This window comes from Herbaspirillum huttiense (assembly GCF_004367745.1).
In the GTDB taxonomy this organism is placed as follows: domain Bacteria; phylum Pseudomonadota; class Gammaproteobacteria; order Burkholderiales; family Burkholderiaceae_D; genus Herbaspirillum; species Herbaspirillum huttiense.
Genome location: NZ_CP037993.1, coordinates 3,958,031 through 3,974,021 on the forward strand (window position 1 = coordinate 3,958,031; position 15,991 = coordinate 3,974,021).

The 15,991-nt window shown below is 63.5% G+C and carries 11 protein-coding genes; 5 read left to right on the forward strand and 6 right to left on the reverse strand.

Going from position 1 to position 15,991, the window contains the following annotated elements; genetic code table 11:
* Positions 1-304: 304 nt before the first annotated feature.
* Complete coding sequence (gene fabI, locus E2K99_RS17755; RefSeq protein ID WP_039784497.1) at positions 305-1,087, forward strand: enoyl-ACP reductase FabI; 783 nt, start codon at positions 305-307, stop codon at positions 1,085-1,087.
* A gap of 401 nt (positions 1,088-1,488) precedes the next feature.
* On the forward strand, positions 1,489-3,054 hold the full coding sequence (locus tag E2K99_RS17760; protein WP_134223065.1) for a DEAD/DEAH box helicase: 1,566 nt from the start codon (positions 1,489-1,491) through the stop codon (positions 3,052-3,054).
* Positions 3,055-3,132: 78 nt separating this feature from the next.
* On the opposite strand, the gene E2K99_RS17765 is transcribed toward E2K99_RS17760, so the two are convergent.
* From E2K99_RS17765 to E2K99_RS17780, 4 genes are read right to left on the reverse strand one after another with little or no spacing between them, the layout of a single operon-like run.
* Positions 3,133-3,768: a PqiC family protein gene (locus E2K99_RS17765; protein ID WP_134223066.1), complete on the reverse strand. Its 636-nt coding sequence runs from the start codon at positions 3,766-3,768 to the stop codon at positions 3,133-3,135.
* A complete protein-coding gene (locus tag E2K99_RS17770; protein ID WP_134223067.1) occupies positions 3,765-5,393 on the reverse strand; it encodes a PqiB family protein in 1,629 nt (542 codons plus the stop codon). Before E2K99_RS17770 ends, E2K99_RS17765 begins: the two co-directional genes overlap by 4 nt.
* Positions 5,390-6,151, reverse strand: a complete 762-nt coding sequence (locus tag E2K99_RS17775; RefSeq protein ID WP_134223068.1) for a paraquat-inducible protein A — start codon at positions 6,149-6,151, stop codon at positions 5,390-5,392. Before E2K99_RS17775 ends, E2K99_RS17770 begins: the two co-directional genes overlap by 4 nt.
* Entirely contained in the window at positions 6,148-6,789 is a 642-nt protein-coding gene (locus E2K99_RS17780) for a paraquat-inducible protein A (RefSeq protein WP_134223069.1), read from the reverse strand. Before E2K99_RS17780 ends, E2K99_RS17775 begins: the two co-directional genes overlap by 4 nt.
* A 780-nt stretch (positions 6,790-7,569) precedes the next feature.
* Here E2K99_RS17780 and leuA point away from each other — a divergent pair.
* Together leuA and E2K99_RS17790 are read left to right on the forward strand one after the other, a co-directional pair.
* Entirely contained in the window at positions 7,570-9,273 is a 1,704-nt protein-coding gene (leuA, locus tag E2K99_RS17785; protein ID WP_039784490.1) for a 2-isopropylmalate synthase, read from the forward strand.
* Between the two features lie 341 nt (positions 9,274-9,614).
* Positions 9,615-11,354 (forward strand): methyl-accepting chemotaxis protein, encoded by a 1,740-nt coding sequence (locus E2K99_RS17790; protein WP_134223070.1) that lies wholly within the window; start codon positions 9,615-9,617, stop codon positions 11,352-11,354.
* An 86-nt stretch (positions 11,355-11,440) separates the two neighbouring features.
* On the opposite strand, the gene egtB is transcribed toward E2K99_RS17790, so the two are convergent.
* Complete coding sequence (gene egtB / locus E2K99_RS17795) at positions 11,441-12,808, reverse strand: ergothioneine biosynthesis protein EgtB (RefSeq protein WP_134223071.1); 1,368 nt, start codon at positions 12,806-12,808, stop codon at positions 11,441-11,443.
* A gap of 45 nt (positions 12,809-12,853) precedes the next feature.
* Positions 12,854-13,828, reverse strand: a complete 975-nt coding sequence (egtD, locus tag E2K99_RS17800) for an L-histidine N(alpha)-methyltransferase (protein WP_134223072.1) — start codon at positions 13,826-13,828, stop codon at positions 12,854-12,856.
* A gap of 319 nt (positions 13,829-14,147) precedes the next feature.
* Between egtD and E2K99_RS17805 the strand changes: the two genes are divergently transcribed.
* Positions 14,148-15,983, forward strand: coding sequence for an ABC transporter transmembrane domain-containing protein (locus E2K99_RS17805; protein WP_240733746.1), 1,836 nt, complete (start codon positions 14,148-14,150; stop codon positions 15,981-15,983).
* Positions 15,984-15,991 lie beyond the last annotated feature (8 nt).

Consider the following 15,991-nt stretch of genomic DNA (forward strand, 5'->3'; position numbering starts at 1 on the left):
GCTCTGGCCGACTGCCTGCAGCCTGCAGGACGGGATCGGGAAACGATTTCCGTGTCGGGGCATTGTAAAGAGAGCAGCGATTACAGGGAAGCAATTAAAGCAACTTGACAAATGCAGCCCGGCCCGCTGCACCCTGCCCTGCCAGCGCTGCAAAGGTTGCCCCGCCTGCCGCTAGCCCCTACAATCCGGGTCTGTCCCATCCCGGCTGCCGCTCCGCGCGCTGCCGCTATTACTTACCGGCCGCGCCGCGCCTGCTTCTGCCAGCCAGAGGCGCACCGCACGCGGCGGACCCTACGGAGTCAACATGGCATTTCTGCAAGGCAAAAAAATCCTGATCACCGGCTTGCTGTCCAACCGTTCCATCGCCTACGGCATCGCCCAGGCGTGCAAGCGCGAAGGCGCTGAACTGGCCTTCACCTATGTCGGTGAACGCTTCAAGGACCGCATCACCAAGTTCGCCGAAGAATTCGACAGCAAGCTGATCTTCGACTGCGACGTTGGCAGCGATGAGCAGATCAATGCCCTGTTCGCCGATCTCGGCAAGTCCTGGACCCAGCTCGACGGCCTGGTGCACGCCATCGGCTTTGCCCCCTCCGAAGCCATTGCCGGCGACTTCCTGGAAGGTTTCTCGCGCGAAGGCTTCAAGATCGCCCACGATATCTCCGCCTACAGCTTCCCGGCCATGGCCAAGGCGGCCATGCCGCTGCTCTCGTCCAACGCCGCCCTGCTGACCCTGACCTACCTGGGTTCGGAGCGCGTGGTGCCCAACTACAACACCATGGGCCTGGCCAAGGCCTCGCTGGAAGCCTCGGTGCGCTACCTGGCCGAATCGCTGGGCCCCAAGGGCGTTCGCGTCAACGGCGTCTCCGCCGGTCCGATCAAGACTCTGGCCGCCAGCGGCATCAAGGGCTTCGGCAAGATCCTGGGCGCCGTAGCCGCGACCGCCCCGCTGCGCCGCAACGTCACCATCGAAGACGTCGGCAATGCCTCGGCCTTCCTGCTCTCCGACCTGGCCTCGGGCATCACCGGCGAAATCACCTACGTGGACGGTGGCTTCTCCCGCGTGGTGGGCGGAATGGCAGAGTAATTGCCGGATTAAGCAAGCGTCCCCCACAATAAAGAGACAGTTTCTCGAAATAGCCTCGTGCTAATTCCGATGTTTTAGGGTATGATTCGCCTTGTGCATTGCAATAACCAATGCACAGGCGAATCGGACGTGAAATCTGTCCTGCAGCGTTTCCAGCCGTATTTGTCCAAGCAGCTTCGCAAGCCTTACCTGTCATTACGACAAGTTCCCAGTAAAAGCCCCCCGCCCCTGGCATCCCTTGATGATGCCGTCCCGGCGCAAAGCTTTTGTGCCGAAATTTCTTTGTATTTTTCATAGTCATTTCGTCGGTTGGCGTTGCTTTTTTTCGTTCAGGCACTCGATGTCCGGCGCGCTTGCGTGCGCCCGTCTCGTGCCTGGCGTTCACTTTCACGAAAGAGATTATGACTTTTGAAGCACTCGGCCTGAACCCTTCGATCATCAAAGCCCTGACCGAAGCAGGCTATATCTCCCCGACCCCGGTCCAGGAAAAGGCCATCCCCGCCGCCATCAGCGGCCAGGATCTGCTGGTGTCCTCGCAGACCGGCTCGGGCAAGACCGCCGCGTTCATGCTGCCTTCGCTGCACCAGCTGGCAGACCTGCCGCAGGCGCCGCAAGCAGCCCGTACCCCCAACCAGGAACGCCAGGCTACCCGTGCCCGTGGCGAGCGTCCGCGTTACCAGCCGGCACAGCCGAAGATGCTGGTGCTGACCCCGACCCGCGAACTGGCCCTGCAAGTGACCACCGCCACTGACAAATACGGTGCCTACATGCGCCGTGTGCGCGTGGTGTCCATCCTGGGCGGCATGCCTTATCCGAAGCAGATGCAACTGCTGTCGCGCAACCCGGAAATCCTGGTGGCGACCCCGGGCCGCCTGATCGACCACATGGAGTCGGGCAAGATCGACTTCTCGCAGCTGCAGATCCTGGTGCTGGACGAAGCCGACCGCATGCTGGACATGGGCTTCATCGACGACATCGAAAAGATCGTCGCTGCAACCCCGGCCACCCGCCAGACCATGCTGTTCTCGGCCACGCTGGACGGCGTCGTCGGCAACATGGCCAAGCGCATCACCAACAACCCGCTGACCATCCAGATCGCCAGCTCGTCGACCCGTCATGAAAACATCATGCAGCGCGTGCACTTCGTGGATGACCTGTCGCACAAGAACCGCCTGCTGGACCACCTGCTGCGCGACACCAGCATCGACCAGGCCGTGATCTTCACCGCCACCAAGCGTGACGCCGACACCATCGCCGATCGCCTGAACATCGCCGGTTTCGCGGCCGCCGCCCTGCATGGCGACATGCACCAGGGTGCCCGCAACCGTACCCTGAACAGCCTGCGCCGCGGCCAGGTGCGCATGCTGGTGGCTACCGACGTGGCAGCGCGCGGCATCGACGTGCCGGGCATCACCCACGTGTTCAACTACGACCTGCCCAAGTTCGCTGAAGACTACGTGCACCGTATCGGCCGTACCGGCCGTGCCGGCCGCAATGGCGTGGCGATCTCGCTGGTCAATCACGCCGAAGGCATGCAGGTCAAGCGCATCGAGCGCTTCACCAAGCAGACCATTCCGGTGGATGTGGTCGAAGGTTTCGAACCGAAGAAGTCGGCTGCACCGCGCAGCCCGCGCAAGCCGGGCGGCTGGCGTCCGGGTGATGGCCGCAGCAACAGCGGTCCGCGCTTCGGCGCTGGCAACCGCGAAGGCGGCGGTCATCGCGAAGGCGGTTTCGGTGGCAATCGTGAAGGTGGCTTCGGTGGCAACCGTGAAGGCGGCCATCGCGAAGGCGGCTTCGGCGGCAATCGTGAAGGTGGTTTCGGTGGCAACCGCGAAGGCCGCAGCTTCGGCGGCGCCAAGCCGGCTGGCAACGGCCCGCGTCGCGAAGGCGGCGGCGGCGGTGGCTACAAGGGCAATGGCGGCGGCTTCCGCGCCGACGGCCCGCGTCGCTCCTACGGCGATCGCTGATCGCTGCAAGCTGTCCTGATGTTGAAAAGCCGCTTCCAAGGAAGCGGCTTTTTCTTTGGTGCTACAGAATGCGCTCGTTCAACTTGCGCACTGCCCACCCTGCCCCGCCTGCAAAGCTCGCACGTTATCGGCAATCGCCTGCACCGCCCGCTCCACCACCTTCTGCGTGGCCGCGACGACGTCGGAATTGGCACCGCCGCCCACTCGTTCCACTACTGTCAGCCGGCAAGCCGCGCCGCGGCGGTCATCCGAGCGCGTGATGGTCCAGCCGAAACTGGCCTGGACCTGGCCATTGCGGGCTGCGTCGAAATCACGCAGTTCCACGTTGATGCGATAGCTGGCCTGGTCCGCCGGTCGCCCCCCACGCGAGACGTCAATGGCCCCCAGCTTTGCCGCCACGCCCGCAGACAGCGCATCGCGCAATTCATTGTTGAAGGGCGAAGACCAGCGGTCCTGCTCCAGCACCTCCACCCGCGTGGCATCGCTGCGCACCACCAGTTGCGGACGCGCCAGGCGCTCCGGCACCGATACCGGCATCACTTCGATGAAGGTCTGCGGTCCCTGGCTGGCCGTGCGCGCGACGGCACCGTCGGCCGGTACCGCCAGCGTGTAGAACTGCGTCGGCGGCGAGCTGCCGCAGGCAGCCAGCAGTGCTGCGGCCAGTGCGGCGGCCGTCAGGGTCTTGAGGGAGAACGAAGTCTTGTCTTGCATCATGGCTCCTGTTTGCCCCGGATCAGCGATTCCGGATGCTGTTGCAGGTAATCGGTGAGGATACGGATCGAGGCCGCAGCCTTGCTCAGTTCCTGCATGGTCTGGCGAATATCCGACTGCAGCGGTGCGTCATCCGACAGCGTACGCTCGGCCGCATTCAAGGTCTTGCGCGCATCCTTCATCGCCGCCTGCATCTCCGGTGCGATGTCGTTGTTGATGCGGGCCGCCGTCTGCTCGGCCGTGGTCAGGGTCTTGTTCAAGGTCTTGAGCGTGGTCTGCAGATCGCGGCCGATCTCGTCGAACGGGACCTTGGAGAGCTTGCCGGCAATGTCGGAGAGCTGCTGCTGCAATTCATCCAGGCTGCCCGGGATGGTCGGCAGTTCCAGCGGGACCTTGTCCGGATCGATCTGCACCGGCTTGGCCTTGGGGAAGAAATCGATCGCGACGTACAGCTGGCCCGTCAACAGGTTGCCGTTGCGCAGCTGGGCACGCATGCCGCGCTTGACCAGCATGCGCAACAACTGCGCGTTGGAACGGCGCTGCTCGCCGGTCTCTTCGTGGAAGCGACGGCCCAAACGATCCGGATAGATCTGCACCAGCACCGGCATGCGGAATTCACCACGCGTCTTGTCGTATTCCACCCCGATGCTCTTGACCTCACCCAACACCACGCCACGGAAGTCCACGGTGGCACCCGGTTGCAGGCCGCGCAGCGACTGGTCGAAATACAGCAGTGCGGTCTGTGGTACGCCGTCCGGTTCCTTCATGGCGGTGCTTTCGTCTTCCACCAGCGGATACTCGCTGCCCTCCTTGGCCGGGGGGCTCACGCGCTCTTCATCGCGGTCGCGGAAGGCAATGCCGCCCAGCACCACCGTCGACAGCGCCTGCGTATGCAGCTTGAAGCCGCTGGCATTGAGTTCCATGTCGAAACCGCTGGCATGCCAGAAGCGCGAAGCCTGGGTGACGAACTTGTCATAGGGCGCGTTGACGAAGATGCGCAGCGTCACGCCACGGCCATCACTGTCGAGGTCATACGCCACCACCTGCCCGACCTTGATGCGGCGATAGAAGATGGGAGAACCGATATCGAGCGAACCGAGGTCATCGGTATGCAGCACGAACTGGCGGCCCGAGGCATCGCGCGTGACGATGGGGGGCTGTTCCAGTCCCACGAAATTCTTCTTGGTTTCTTCCGAAGCACCAGCATCCGCGCCGATGTAGGCCCCGGAGAGCAAGGTGCCCAACCCCGAAATACCGGAGGCAGCGATGCGCGGACGGACCACCCAGAAACGCGTGTCCTCGGCATTGAAACCGGAAGCATCCTGATTCAGCTGAATTCCGACCAGCACGTGCGAACGGTCGGCGGCCAGCTTCAGGCTCTGCACCTGGCCGATTTCGACATCCTTGTATTTCACCTTGGTCTTGCCGGCTTCCAGTCCTTCTGCAGAACGGAAACTGACGGTCACCATCGGGCCGCGTTCGACCAGGATCTTGGCGACCAGGGTCAGCCCGACGATGGCGGCGACGATGGGAATGAGCCACACCAGCGAGGGCAGCCAGTTGCGCTGGCGTGCGCGTCGCGGTTGCAGCAGCGCCGGTTTGTCATCGGAATGGTCGGGTGGAGTCATGCGGTTTCCTGTGGCTTGTTGGCGTTGTCATGGGGAGAAGCAGTTTCGGGAAGAGGCTCGCGTAGTGCGCCGGAGGCCGGATCAGTCGCGCGCTCATCCCAGATCAGGCGCGGATCGAAGGCCAGCGAGGCCAGCATGGTCAGCACCACCACCGCACCGAAGGCGGCGATGCCAATGCCGGCGTGGATGTTGGCGAAGCCGTGGATCTTGACCAGTCCGGTCAGCACCGAGACGACGAAGACGTCCAGCATGGACCAGCGTCCGATGGCCTCGACCACGCGATACAGTTTGGCGCGCTGGAGACGACGCCAGCGGCTGCGGCGGCGCGCCGAGAAGACCAGGATGCCCAGCGCCACCAGCTTGAACAGCGGTACCAGGAAGCTGGCCACGAACACCACCAGTGCCAGGCCCCATTCGCCGGAAGTCCAGAAATAGATGACGCCGGAAAGGATGGTGTCGCGCTGCTCATCGAAGAGGGTACTGGTGACCATCACCGGCATCATGTTGGCCGGGATGTACATGATGCAGGCGGCAATCAGGAGCGCCCAGGTGCGGGTGAGGCTGTCGATCTTGCGCACGTGCAGCGGTGCATGGCACACGCCGCAGGCTTGATGGGGCTGCGCGCCTTCCCATACGGTGCCGCAGTGATGGCAGCCGATCACGCCGAGGGACGCGGCATCCTGCACGGGCAGGTCTTCGTCCGGCTCCTGGGTGAGGTCGGGCACGTGCGGTGCAGCCTGGCGGGTGAAGACACTCATGCGCCCGCCTCCTTGTCGCCATATTGCTCGGCTTGCTGCTGTTCCCACACGTGCCACAGATAGCGTGGATTGAAGGACACCACCACTGTCAGCAGCACCGTCAATCCACCGAAGGACCACAGCGCCGGACCGGGAATCACCTCGGCCATGTTGGAGAGTTTGATCAGCGCCACCAGCACGCCCAGCATGAAGACTTCAATCATGCCCCAGGGCCGGGCTGCCTGCATCAGGCGCAGCAGCAGCACGAAGCCCGGCGGACGCGTATCACGCGCTCCCGGCAGCAACAGGTAGAGCAGCACACCGAGCTGGATCAGCGGGAACAGCAAGGTCGTCGCCAGCACCAGCAGCGCCACTTCCGACATGCCATCGCGGGTCAGTGCCACTACCGCACCGATCAGCGTCGTCTGGCTGGACAAGCCCTGCAGTTCGATGGTGACGATGGGAAAGGTATTGGCGATCGCGAACAGGATCAGCGCACCGATGGTCAGCGGCAGCAGATGCTGCAGGCGGCGGCCGGTATCGCGCTCCAGCTCGGCACCGCAGCGCAGGCAGCGGGCGATTTCGCGCTCTCCCAGCGCCATGCGCTGGTAGACGGCGTCGCATTCTTCGCAAACGATGAGGTCGGTGCGTTTTTGCATGGATGATGACGGTTCCTGGCGATGCGCTCCCGGGGTGGCGGAGGCGTCGCCCTGCTGTTGTTCGTTGTTCGTGGCAGACACGGGCGCTGGTGCCAGCGCGACGTGCGTCGTGCCTTATATGGAAAAAGGACTACTGCAGTGCTTGTTTTTGAGCATTTTCACCCGGCGGCGTTCCATCCTCACAAGGAATTGATGCAGCAGCAATAAAAATAAATGACCCGCTGGTTATTAACTAGACGATTCTAGCAACGAAATTATTGGAGCGCGCTCTTCTTTTACGCTTGTAAAAAAGATAGCCCTTGACAGACGCCGGCCCGATCTTCTACATTGCACGGATGACTTCCGCAGCAATCACCTCCATCCGCCACAACAGCGCCAGCGCCCTGCTAGCGTTGCTATCGGTGTCGCTACTACTAGCCTCGCGCTAAAATTCGTAGTTCCTGCCGTTTCCGCTGACTCCACGCGATCTGGCAACCTCAAAAAATCCAGCAGTACTCGCAGTACAACCAGGCAGTGACGCGCCATCCATGATGAAGCCGACGTCGCTGCCCACCAGGCGAAGCATATGCATTCGATGATCCGTACAATCCGCAACCAGCGCACGCAGCCCTTGCAGGCCGGCCGTACGCTGCGGGAGATGCCGCCTCTGGCTCTATGAAGGGTTGCCTGGCCACGCGCTCGTGGCAGCCAGGCAACCCGATCCGCCACATCTGACGCACTGAAGCATTCCAGTACTTGAACTGAAGCATTCCACGCCATCCGGAAACCAAGAGGTCCATCATGATGTTAAGCAACCCCGCCGCCAAATACCGTCCCTTCCCTGCCATCGACCTGCCCGATCGCACCTGGCCCAGCAAGGTCATCGACACGCCGCCGATCTGGATGAGCACCGACCTGCGCGATGGCAACCAGGCCCTGATCGAACCGATGAACGCCGAGCGCAAGCTGCGCTTCTTCGAACTGCTGTTGAAGACCGGCCTGAAGGAAATCGAAGTCGGCTTCCCCTCTGCCTCGCAAACCGATTTCGATTTCGTGCGCAAGCTCATCGTCGAGAACCGCATTCCCGATGACGTCACCATCATCGTGCTGACCCAGTCGCGCGAAGAACTGATCCGCCGCACCGTCGAATCGCTGGAAGGTGCCAAGAAGGCCATCGTCCACCTGTACAACTCGGTGGCCCCGGCCTTCCGCAAGATCGTCTTCAACATGTCGCGCGAGGAGATCAAGAACATCGCCGTCACCGGCACCCGCCTGGTCAAGGAACTGACCGATGCGCGTCCGGGTACCGAATGGCGTTTCGAATACTCGCCGGAATCCTTCAGCACCACCGAACTGGATTTCTCCAAGGACATCTGCGATGCCGTCTGCGAAACCTGGGGTGCCACTCCAGAGCGCAAGATCATCCTGAACCTGCCCTCCACCGTCGAGTGCGCCACCCCCAACGTCTACGCCGACCAGATCGAATGGATGTGCCGCAACCTGAAGGATCGCGCCAGCACCATCATCTCGGTCCACCCGCACAATGACCGCGGCACCGCCGTGGCCTCGGCCGAGCTGGCCGTGATGGCCGGCGCTGACCGCGTCGAAGGCTGCCTGTTCGGCAACGGCGAGCGCACCGGCAACGTCGACCTGGTTACGCTGGCACTGAACCTGTACACCCAGGGCGTGAACCCGGGCCTGGACTTCTCCGACATTGACGTGGTGCGCCAGGTGGTGGAAGAGTGCAACCAGATCCCGGTGCATCCGCGCCATCCGTATGTGGGCGACCTGGTCTTCACGGCCTTCTCCGGCTCGCACCAGGATGCGATCAAGAAGGGCTTCGCCAAGCAACAGCCGGACGCCATCTGGGAAGTGCCCTACCTGCCGATCGATCCGGCCGACCTGGGCCGCAGCTACGATGCCGTCATCCGCGTCAACAGCCAGTCCGGCAAGGGCGGCATGGCTTACCTGCTGGAACAGGAATATGGCCTGGCCCTGCCGCGCCGCCTGCAGATCGAGTTCTCACGCGCCATCCAGCGCGAAGCCGATGCCACCGGCAAGGAAATCGCTGCCTCCGACATCCACGCCATCTTCCAGCGTGAATACCTGGAGCGCGTCGAACCCTACGTCTACCGCGCGCACCGCATGTCGGAAGACACCGCCAAGGCCGAGTCCATCAACATCGAAGTCGACATCGTGCGCAATGGCCAGCCGGTCACCGTGCGCGGCAGCGGCAACGGTCCCATCGATGCCTTCGTGCATGCGCTGGGCCTGGACATCAAGCTTATGGACTTCCATGAACACGCCATCGGTGCCGGTGCCGACGCCAAGGCCGCCAGCTACATCGAGCTGCGCCTGAACGAAGCGCCGACCGGTTTCGGTGTCGGCATCGATGCCAACATCGTGACCGCCTCCTTCAAGGCCGTGCTGTCTGCCGTGAACCGTCAGATCGCCATCAGCGAGAGCGCCAACCAGGCTGGCTCCGCACAGGCCAAGGCTGCCTGAAACGGAATCCGGCCGGCGATCCCGGCCATTTCCTGAACGCAACGCCGCCCTACCGGGCGGCGTTGTTGCGTTAACGGCGTGTAACTTTGCGTCAAGCTCTGCCGTTGATCTTGTCCTTCTGCCACTGTGGTCCGGCTGCCACGTTGACGCCCGGAAACCCGCACCGGCAGCGGCCTTCCTTGACGCCGGACAACTCTGCAGAATTTACTTGAGTCAAACGTTCTCAATGCACGTAACTGGCTTATTATAGATTTTCTGGTCGTCACGCCAGTTCAAAGGCCACACACCACAGTGACATCATCCGCAAGCAAGTCGCATCTACATTTTTCGGGGGGAAAATCATGCGCTTCAACAACCTCAACATTTCCACGCGCCTGACCATCGGCTTTTCGGTCCTGATCCTGGTGATCGCCGCCATCGTCACGCTGGGCCTGGCCCGGTTGGGCGACATCAATCAGTCGCTGGAACTGGTGGTGAATGACCGCTACAAGAAGATCAATATCATCAACACCATTTCCGGCAAGGTGGATGATGTCGCCATCTCGCTGCGCAACCAGTTGTTCATGACCGATCCGGCGCAGATTGAGAATGAGCGGAAGATCATCGAAACGCTCTCTGCAGAGAACACCAAGCTCTACGATGAACTGGGTCGTCTGATAGCCAATCCCGAGGCACGCGCCAAGTTCGACAAGGTCACCGAAACCCGCAAGAGCTACTCGGCCCTGCGCAAAGAGATCGACCGGCTCGCCACCACTGGTGAGAAGGATGCCGCCATCAAGCTGATGCTGGAAAAGATGGTGCCGCTGCAAAAGCAGTATTTCGGCCAGCTCGATGACCTCTCCGACATGCAGCAGAAGCTGATGGACAAGTCCGTCGCCGATGCCGAGGCCACCTACAACACCACGCGCAACATCATGCTGGTGTCCGGTGTGCTAGCGGCGCTGTTTGCCGCCTTCATCGCCTGGACCATCTCGCGCAGCATCACGCGCCCGCTGAGCCGTGCGGTGGAAGTGGCCGAGACCGTGGCGGCGGGCGATCTCACTGCGGTCATCCACGCGCATTCGACCGATGAAACCGGACGCCTGCTGCAGGCGCTGGCCGCCATGAACCAGAAGCTCAAGGCCATCGTGCTGGAGGTGCGGCGCGGTACCGACTCCATGGTGACCGCATCGACCCAGATCGCCACCGGCAACCTGGACCTCTCTTCGCGCACCGAGGAGCAGGCCAGCGCGCTGGAAGAAACCGCCTCCTCGCTGGAACAGCTGACTTCCAGCGTCAAGCAGAATGCCGACCACACCCGCAAGTCCAGCGAGCTGGCCGGCAATGCCACGCAAGTGGCCAATCAGGGTGGCCAGGCCGTCAAGCAGGTGGTGCAGACCATGGGGGCCATCAATGACTCCTCGCGCAAGATCGTGGACATCATCTCGGTGATCGACGGCATCGCCTTCCAGACCAATATCCTGGCCCTGAATGCCGCCGTGGAAGCGGCGCGCGCCGGTGAGCAGGGCCGCGGCTTCGCCGTGGTGGCCTCGGAAGTGCGCGGACTGGCGCAACGCTCGGCCACTGCCGCCAAGGAGATCAAGGAGCTCATCAATGATTCCGTCGGACAAGTGACGGCCGGTACCGAACTGGTGGCGCAGGCGGGCAGCACCATGGATGAGGTGGTGCAGAGCATTGAGCAGGTCAGCCACATCGTCGGCGAGATTTCCGCTGCCACGCGCGAGCAGAGCGATGGCATCGAGCAGGTCAACCAGGCCATCATGCAGATGGACAACACCACCCAGCAGAACGCCGCGCTGGTAGAAGAAGCCGCCGCTGCGGCCCAGGCCTTGCAGGATCAGGCGCAGCGGCTGCTGGAACTGGTGAGCGTATTCCGTCTGGATGAGCGGGGCGCTGCACCCGCACCAGTCATGCAAGCCGCACCGCTGCGCAGCGCGGCACCTGCACCGGCCACGGCCCTGCCAGGCAAGCCCGCACCCGTCAAACCGCAGGCAGTGCGCGCCCCTGCCGCTGCGCCAGCACCACGTGCACTACCCGCCAGCAGCAAGGAAGAGAAATCGGAAGAGTGGGAAACCTTCTGAGACTGCAAGCGTATTTCAGAAATATTGCGCGTAGCACGGACCAGGGCCGGGCGGCCCTGGCAACAAACTGAAGCTGGAAAAACCGATCAGCCCTGGCGGGCCAGCCGTATGCCGCTGACCTGCCAGCGTGCGGTCGCCGGGAAAAAGTTGCGATAGGTCAGCCGCGCATGGTTCAGTGGTGTGGCCGAGGATGAGCCACGCAGCACGTACTGGTTGACCATGAATTTGCCATTGTATTCACCCACCGCACCCGGTGCAGCGCTGAAACCGGGGTAAGGCGCATAGCTGCTGCTGGTCCACTGCCAGGCCACGCCAAAAAATTCACGTCCGCTTCCTTGCAGGCGTGCGGCGGCATGTTCCCATTCGGCTTCGGTCAGCAAGCGCGCACCAGCCCAGCGGGCATAGGCATCGGCCTCGTAATACGAGAGATGCACGGCAGCCGCATGCGGCTGCAGAGGCTGCGCGCCATACTCGGTGAACTCGCGCCACTGCCCATCAGCGCCACGGCGCCAATACAGGGGATGCGAGAGCCCCTCCCGCTTCTTCCATTCCCAGCCTTCAGACAGCCACAGCCCCGCGTCCTCGTAGCCACCGGCCTCGACGAAGGCCAGGTATTCGGCATTGTTCACCAGCCGCGACGCGCACTGGTAAGCCTCGACGAACTGGCGATGGCGCGGGGTTTCGTTGTCGAAGCAAAAGCCGCTGCCGGCATGGCCGATCTCCACCACACCGGCTTCGATGCGATGCCACTGCAGCTCCAGCGCGGCCGGATCATCCAGTTGCAGGTTCATCGGCAGCGGCTGGTACGCAGGCTGCAGCGGGTTCATCGACAGCAGGATCTTGATGTCGGTGAGCATCAGCTCCTGGTGCTGCTGCTCATGCTGCATGCCCAGTTCCAGCAAGGAGAGGAAGCCCGCCAGTTGCGGGTGGGCCTCCCCCGCTTCGGCCGGGTCGGCCTCCAGCGCATCGATCAGCAGCAACATGCGTGCGTCCACCTGCTCGCGGTAGGCCAGTATGTCGTCCAGCGAGGGGCGCGTGAGCAGGCCGCGCTGCGGCCGCGGGAATTTCTCGCCGACGCCTTCGTAATACGAATTGAAGAGCACGCGGAACTGCGGATGGAAAGGCGTGAAGCCGCTCTGGAAGCGCTCCAGCAGGAAGGTCTCGAAGAACCAGGTGGTATGCGCCAGATGCCACTTGATGGGGCTGGCATCGGGCATGGCCTGCACGCAGCAATCCTCGGCCGAGAGCGGCTCGGCGATCAGCAGCGACTGCCGGCGCAGACGCCGGTAGCGATCGCCCAGCCGTTCGCGCGGGCGATGGTTGACCTGCTGGACGGCGGCGTCGATGACCGCATCGATGGTGGCGGCGGTGGCCGCTGCGACCACCGCCATGGGTTGCTCGCCCAGCTCGTCGTCATGGGTGGTGGCGCGATCATGGGTAATGACGGAAGGCATCCGGTCTCCTGCAAAAATCATTGAATCAACAGCGGCAAACTTCGCTCAGCGCGCCTGTGCATGGCACACCGCGAACCAGCGCCGCTCATCGAACCACATGCGGCAATTGCCGAATCCGGCCTCTTCCAGCAGGCCGAGGATGTCCTGCTCGGTGAACTTGTGGCTGTATTCGGTATGGATGCGCTCGCCCTGGTGGAAGGTGCGACGCCCGCCCGGCCAGCGCACGATGAGGTCGCGCCGTGCTTCCAGATGCATTTCGATGCGCTGCTGGCGTGCGTTGTAGAAGGCCACATGGCGCCAGTCGCGCGGGGCGAAGTCGGTCCCGGCCAGGGCGTTGACGTGGTTGAGCACGTTGAGGTTGAACGCTGCCGTCACGCCGATGGCATCGTCGTAGGCCGCTTCCAGGACACGCGCATCCTTCACCAGATCCAGTCCGATCAGGATGCCGCCCTCACCCGGTCCGGCCGGCAGGGCTGCACGCACGCGGCGCAGGAAATCCAGCGCCTGGGCCGGATCGAAATTGCCCAGCGAGGAGCCGGGATAGAAGAACAGCCGGCGCTGCGCATCCACCGTCTCCGGCAGCGCCAGCGTGGCCGAGAAATCCATCGCCAGCGGCAGCATGGGCAACTGCGGGAAGCGCTTCTGCAAACCCGCCACCGACTGATGCAGGAAATCGGTGGAAATATCCACCGGCACATACTGGCGCGGCCGCAACGCTTCGAACAGCGAGGCGGCCTTGATACAGTTGCCTGCACCCAGGTCGATCAGCGTACAGGACTGGCCGACGGCGGCAGCGATGGCCTCCTGATGCGCGGCGAAAATGGCCGCTTCGGTACGGGTAGGGTAATACTCGGGCAAGGCGCAGATGGCCTCGAAGAGCTTGCTGCCCAAGGGATCGTAGAAGTACTTGGGCGAGATGACCGCCTCGCGGGCGGCGAGCCCGGCCAGCAGTTCGGCGTGCGGCGCGCGTGCTTCCGGCGCAGCCTCGCGTGAGGAGGGGATCAGTGCGGGTTGGGCCAAGCGACTCTCCTTGCCTGTGTGGGGTTGGGATGATGCTGATGCCTGCTGCTGCGCTGCTCCGGCCGGGCTGATCACGCCGGAATCCGCATACTCTAGCAGGGCAATGCAGGCAAGCAATGGCTGACGAACAACATTGCGATACGCTTGCGGTCGCGCGATCCATGCGCGGACTGTCTATACTTATGCCTCTTCCGAGTAAGCCAGCCTCCGTTGGTTCAACGCGGCAACAAGATTTTTCCGGCGGTGGCCAGTGTCTCTGACCGTGCGGCAACATGCACGGACCGGTTGGCCTGGCGGCCTCAACAGCTCATCCATTTCCATGGCCTCCACGACTCCTCTCCGCACCGACTCACCTGCCCCTGACGTGCCGCCCGGCCCCGACTCCCCCACTGCCCGCAAATCCGCCCTGGCAGCCTTGCGCGGACTGGCTCCCTTCCTCGCCCCCTACAAGAAGCAATTCCTGCTGGCCGGCCTGGCGCTGCTGGTGGCGGCCGGTGCCACGCTGGCCGTGCCGTATGCCTTCAAGCAGATGATCGACCTCGGCTTCGGGGCCGCCGGCAGCAAGAGTGCCACGCACATCAACCTGTATTTCGTGGCCCTGTTCGGCGTGGCCTGCGTGCTGGGGGTGGCGACTGCGGCGCGCTTCTACATGGTGTCCTGGCTGGGTGAACGGGTGACGGCCGACCTGCGCAGTGCGGTCTATGCCCACGTGGTGACGCAGAGTCCCGAATTCTTCGAAACCACCAAGACCGGCGAAGTGCTCTCGCGCCTGACCACCGACACCACGCTCATCCAGACCCTGGTCGGCACCAGCATTTCGATGGCCCTGCGCAATGCCCTGCTGTTCCTCGGCGGCATGAGCATGCTCTTCATCACCAGTGCCAAGCTGACCTCCATCATCATCGTCATGCTGGCCGCCGTGGTGCTGCCCATCGTGTTCTATGGCCGCCGCGTACGCAAGCTCTCGCGCGCCTCGCAGGACCGGGTGGCCGACGCCGCCGCCATGGCCGGCGAAATCCTCAACGCCATGCCGACCGTGCAGGCCTTCACCCATGAAGAGATCGAAGCGCGCCGATTCGGCGACTCGGTCGAGCGCGCCTTCCAGACCGCGATGGACCGCATCCGTGCGCGTTCGCTGCTGACGGTGGTGGCGATCCTGCTGGTGTTCGGTGCCATCGTCTTCGTGCTGTGGCTGGGCGCGCATGCGGTCATGCAAGGCAGCATGAGCGGCGGCGAACTGGGCCAGTTCATCCTTTACGCATCCCTCGTGGCGGGTTCGCTGGGGGCGCTGTCGGAAGTGATGGGCGATACCCAGCGCGCTGCAGGTGCCACCGAACGCCTGCTCGACCTGCTGGCGGCGCAGTCGCCGGTGCAGTCCGTGCTGCTGCCGGAGAAATTGCCGCCGCGCACCGCCAATGGCGCCGCGCTGCAGATCGAGGCCGTGGACTTCCACTATCCCTCGCGCCCCGGCAGCGCCTCGCTGTCGGGCTTCTCGCTGGACGTGCGTGCAGGAGAAACGGTCGCCGTGGTCGGCCCTTCGGGGGCCGGCAAGACCACGCTGTTCCAGCTGCTGCTGCGCTTCTACGATCCGCAGCAGGGCAGCATCCGGCTCGATGGCGTGGACATCCGCTACCTGACCCTGCAGGACCTGCGCAATGCGATCGGCATCGTGCCGCAGGACACCGTGATCTTCTCGGCCAATGCGATGGAAAACATCCGCTTCGGCCGCCCCGGTGCCAGCGATGCGGAAGTGATCGCCGCCGCCCAGATGGCGGCAGCCCATGAGTTCATCGAACGCCTGCCGGACGGCTACCAGTGCTTCCTCGGTGAACGCGGCGTGCGTCTCTCCGGCGGCCAGCGCCAGCGCATCGCCATTGCCCGCGCATTGCTGAAGAACCCGCCCCTGCTGTTGCTGGATGAGGCCACCAGCGCGCTGGATGCCGAATCCGAACGCCTGGTGCAAAGCGCCCTGGAAGCCGCCATGGTCGGGCGTACCACGCTGGTCATCGCGCACCGCCTGGCCACCGTGCAGCGGGCCGACCGCATCATCGTGCTGGAACACGGGCGCATCGTCGAGACCGGCACCCATGCCGAACTGGTGGCACGCGACGGGCTCTACGCCAGCCTGGCGGCATTGCAGTTCGAGACGCAATAAGGCAACAC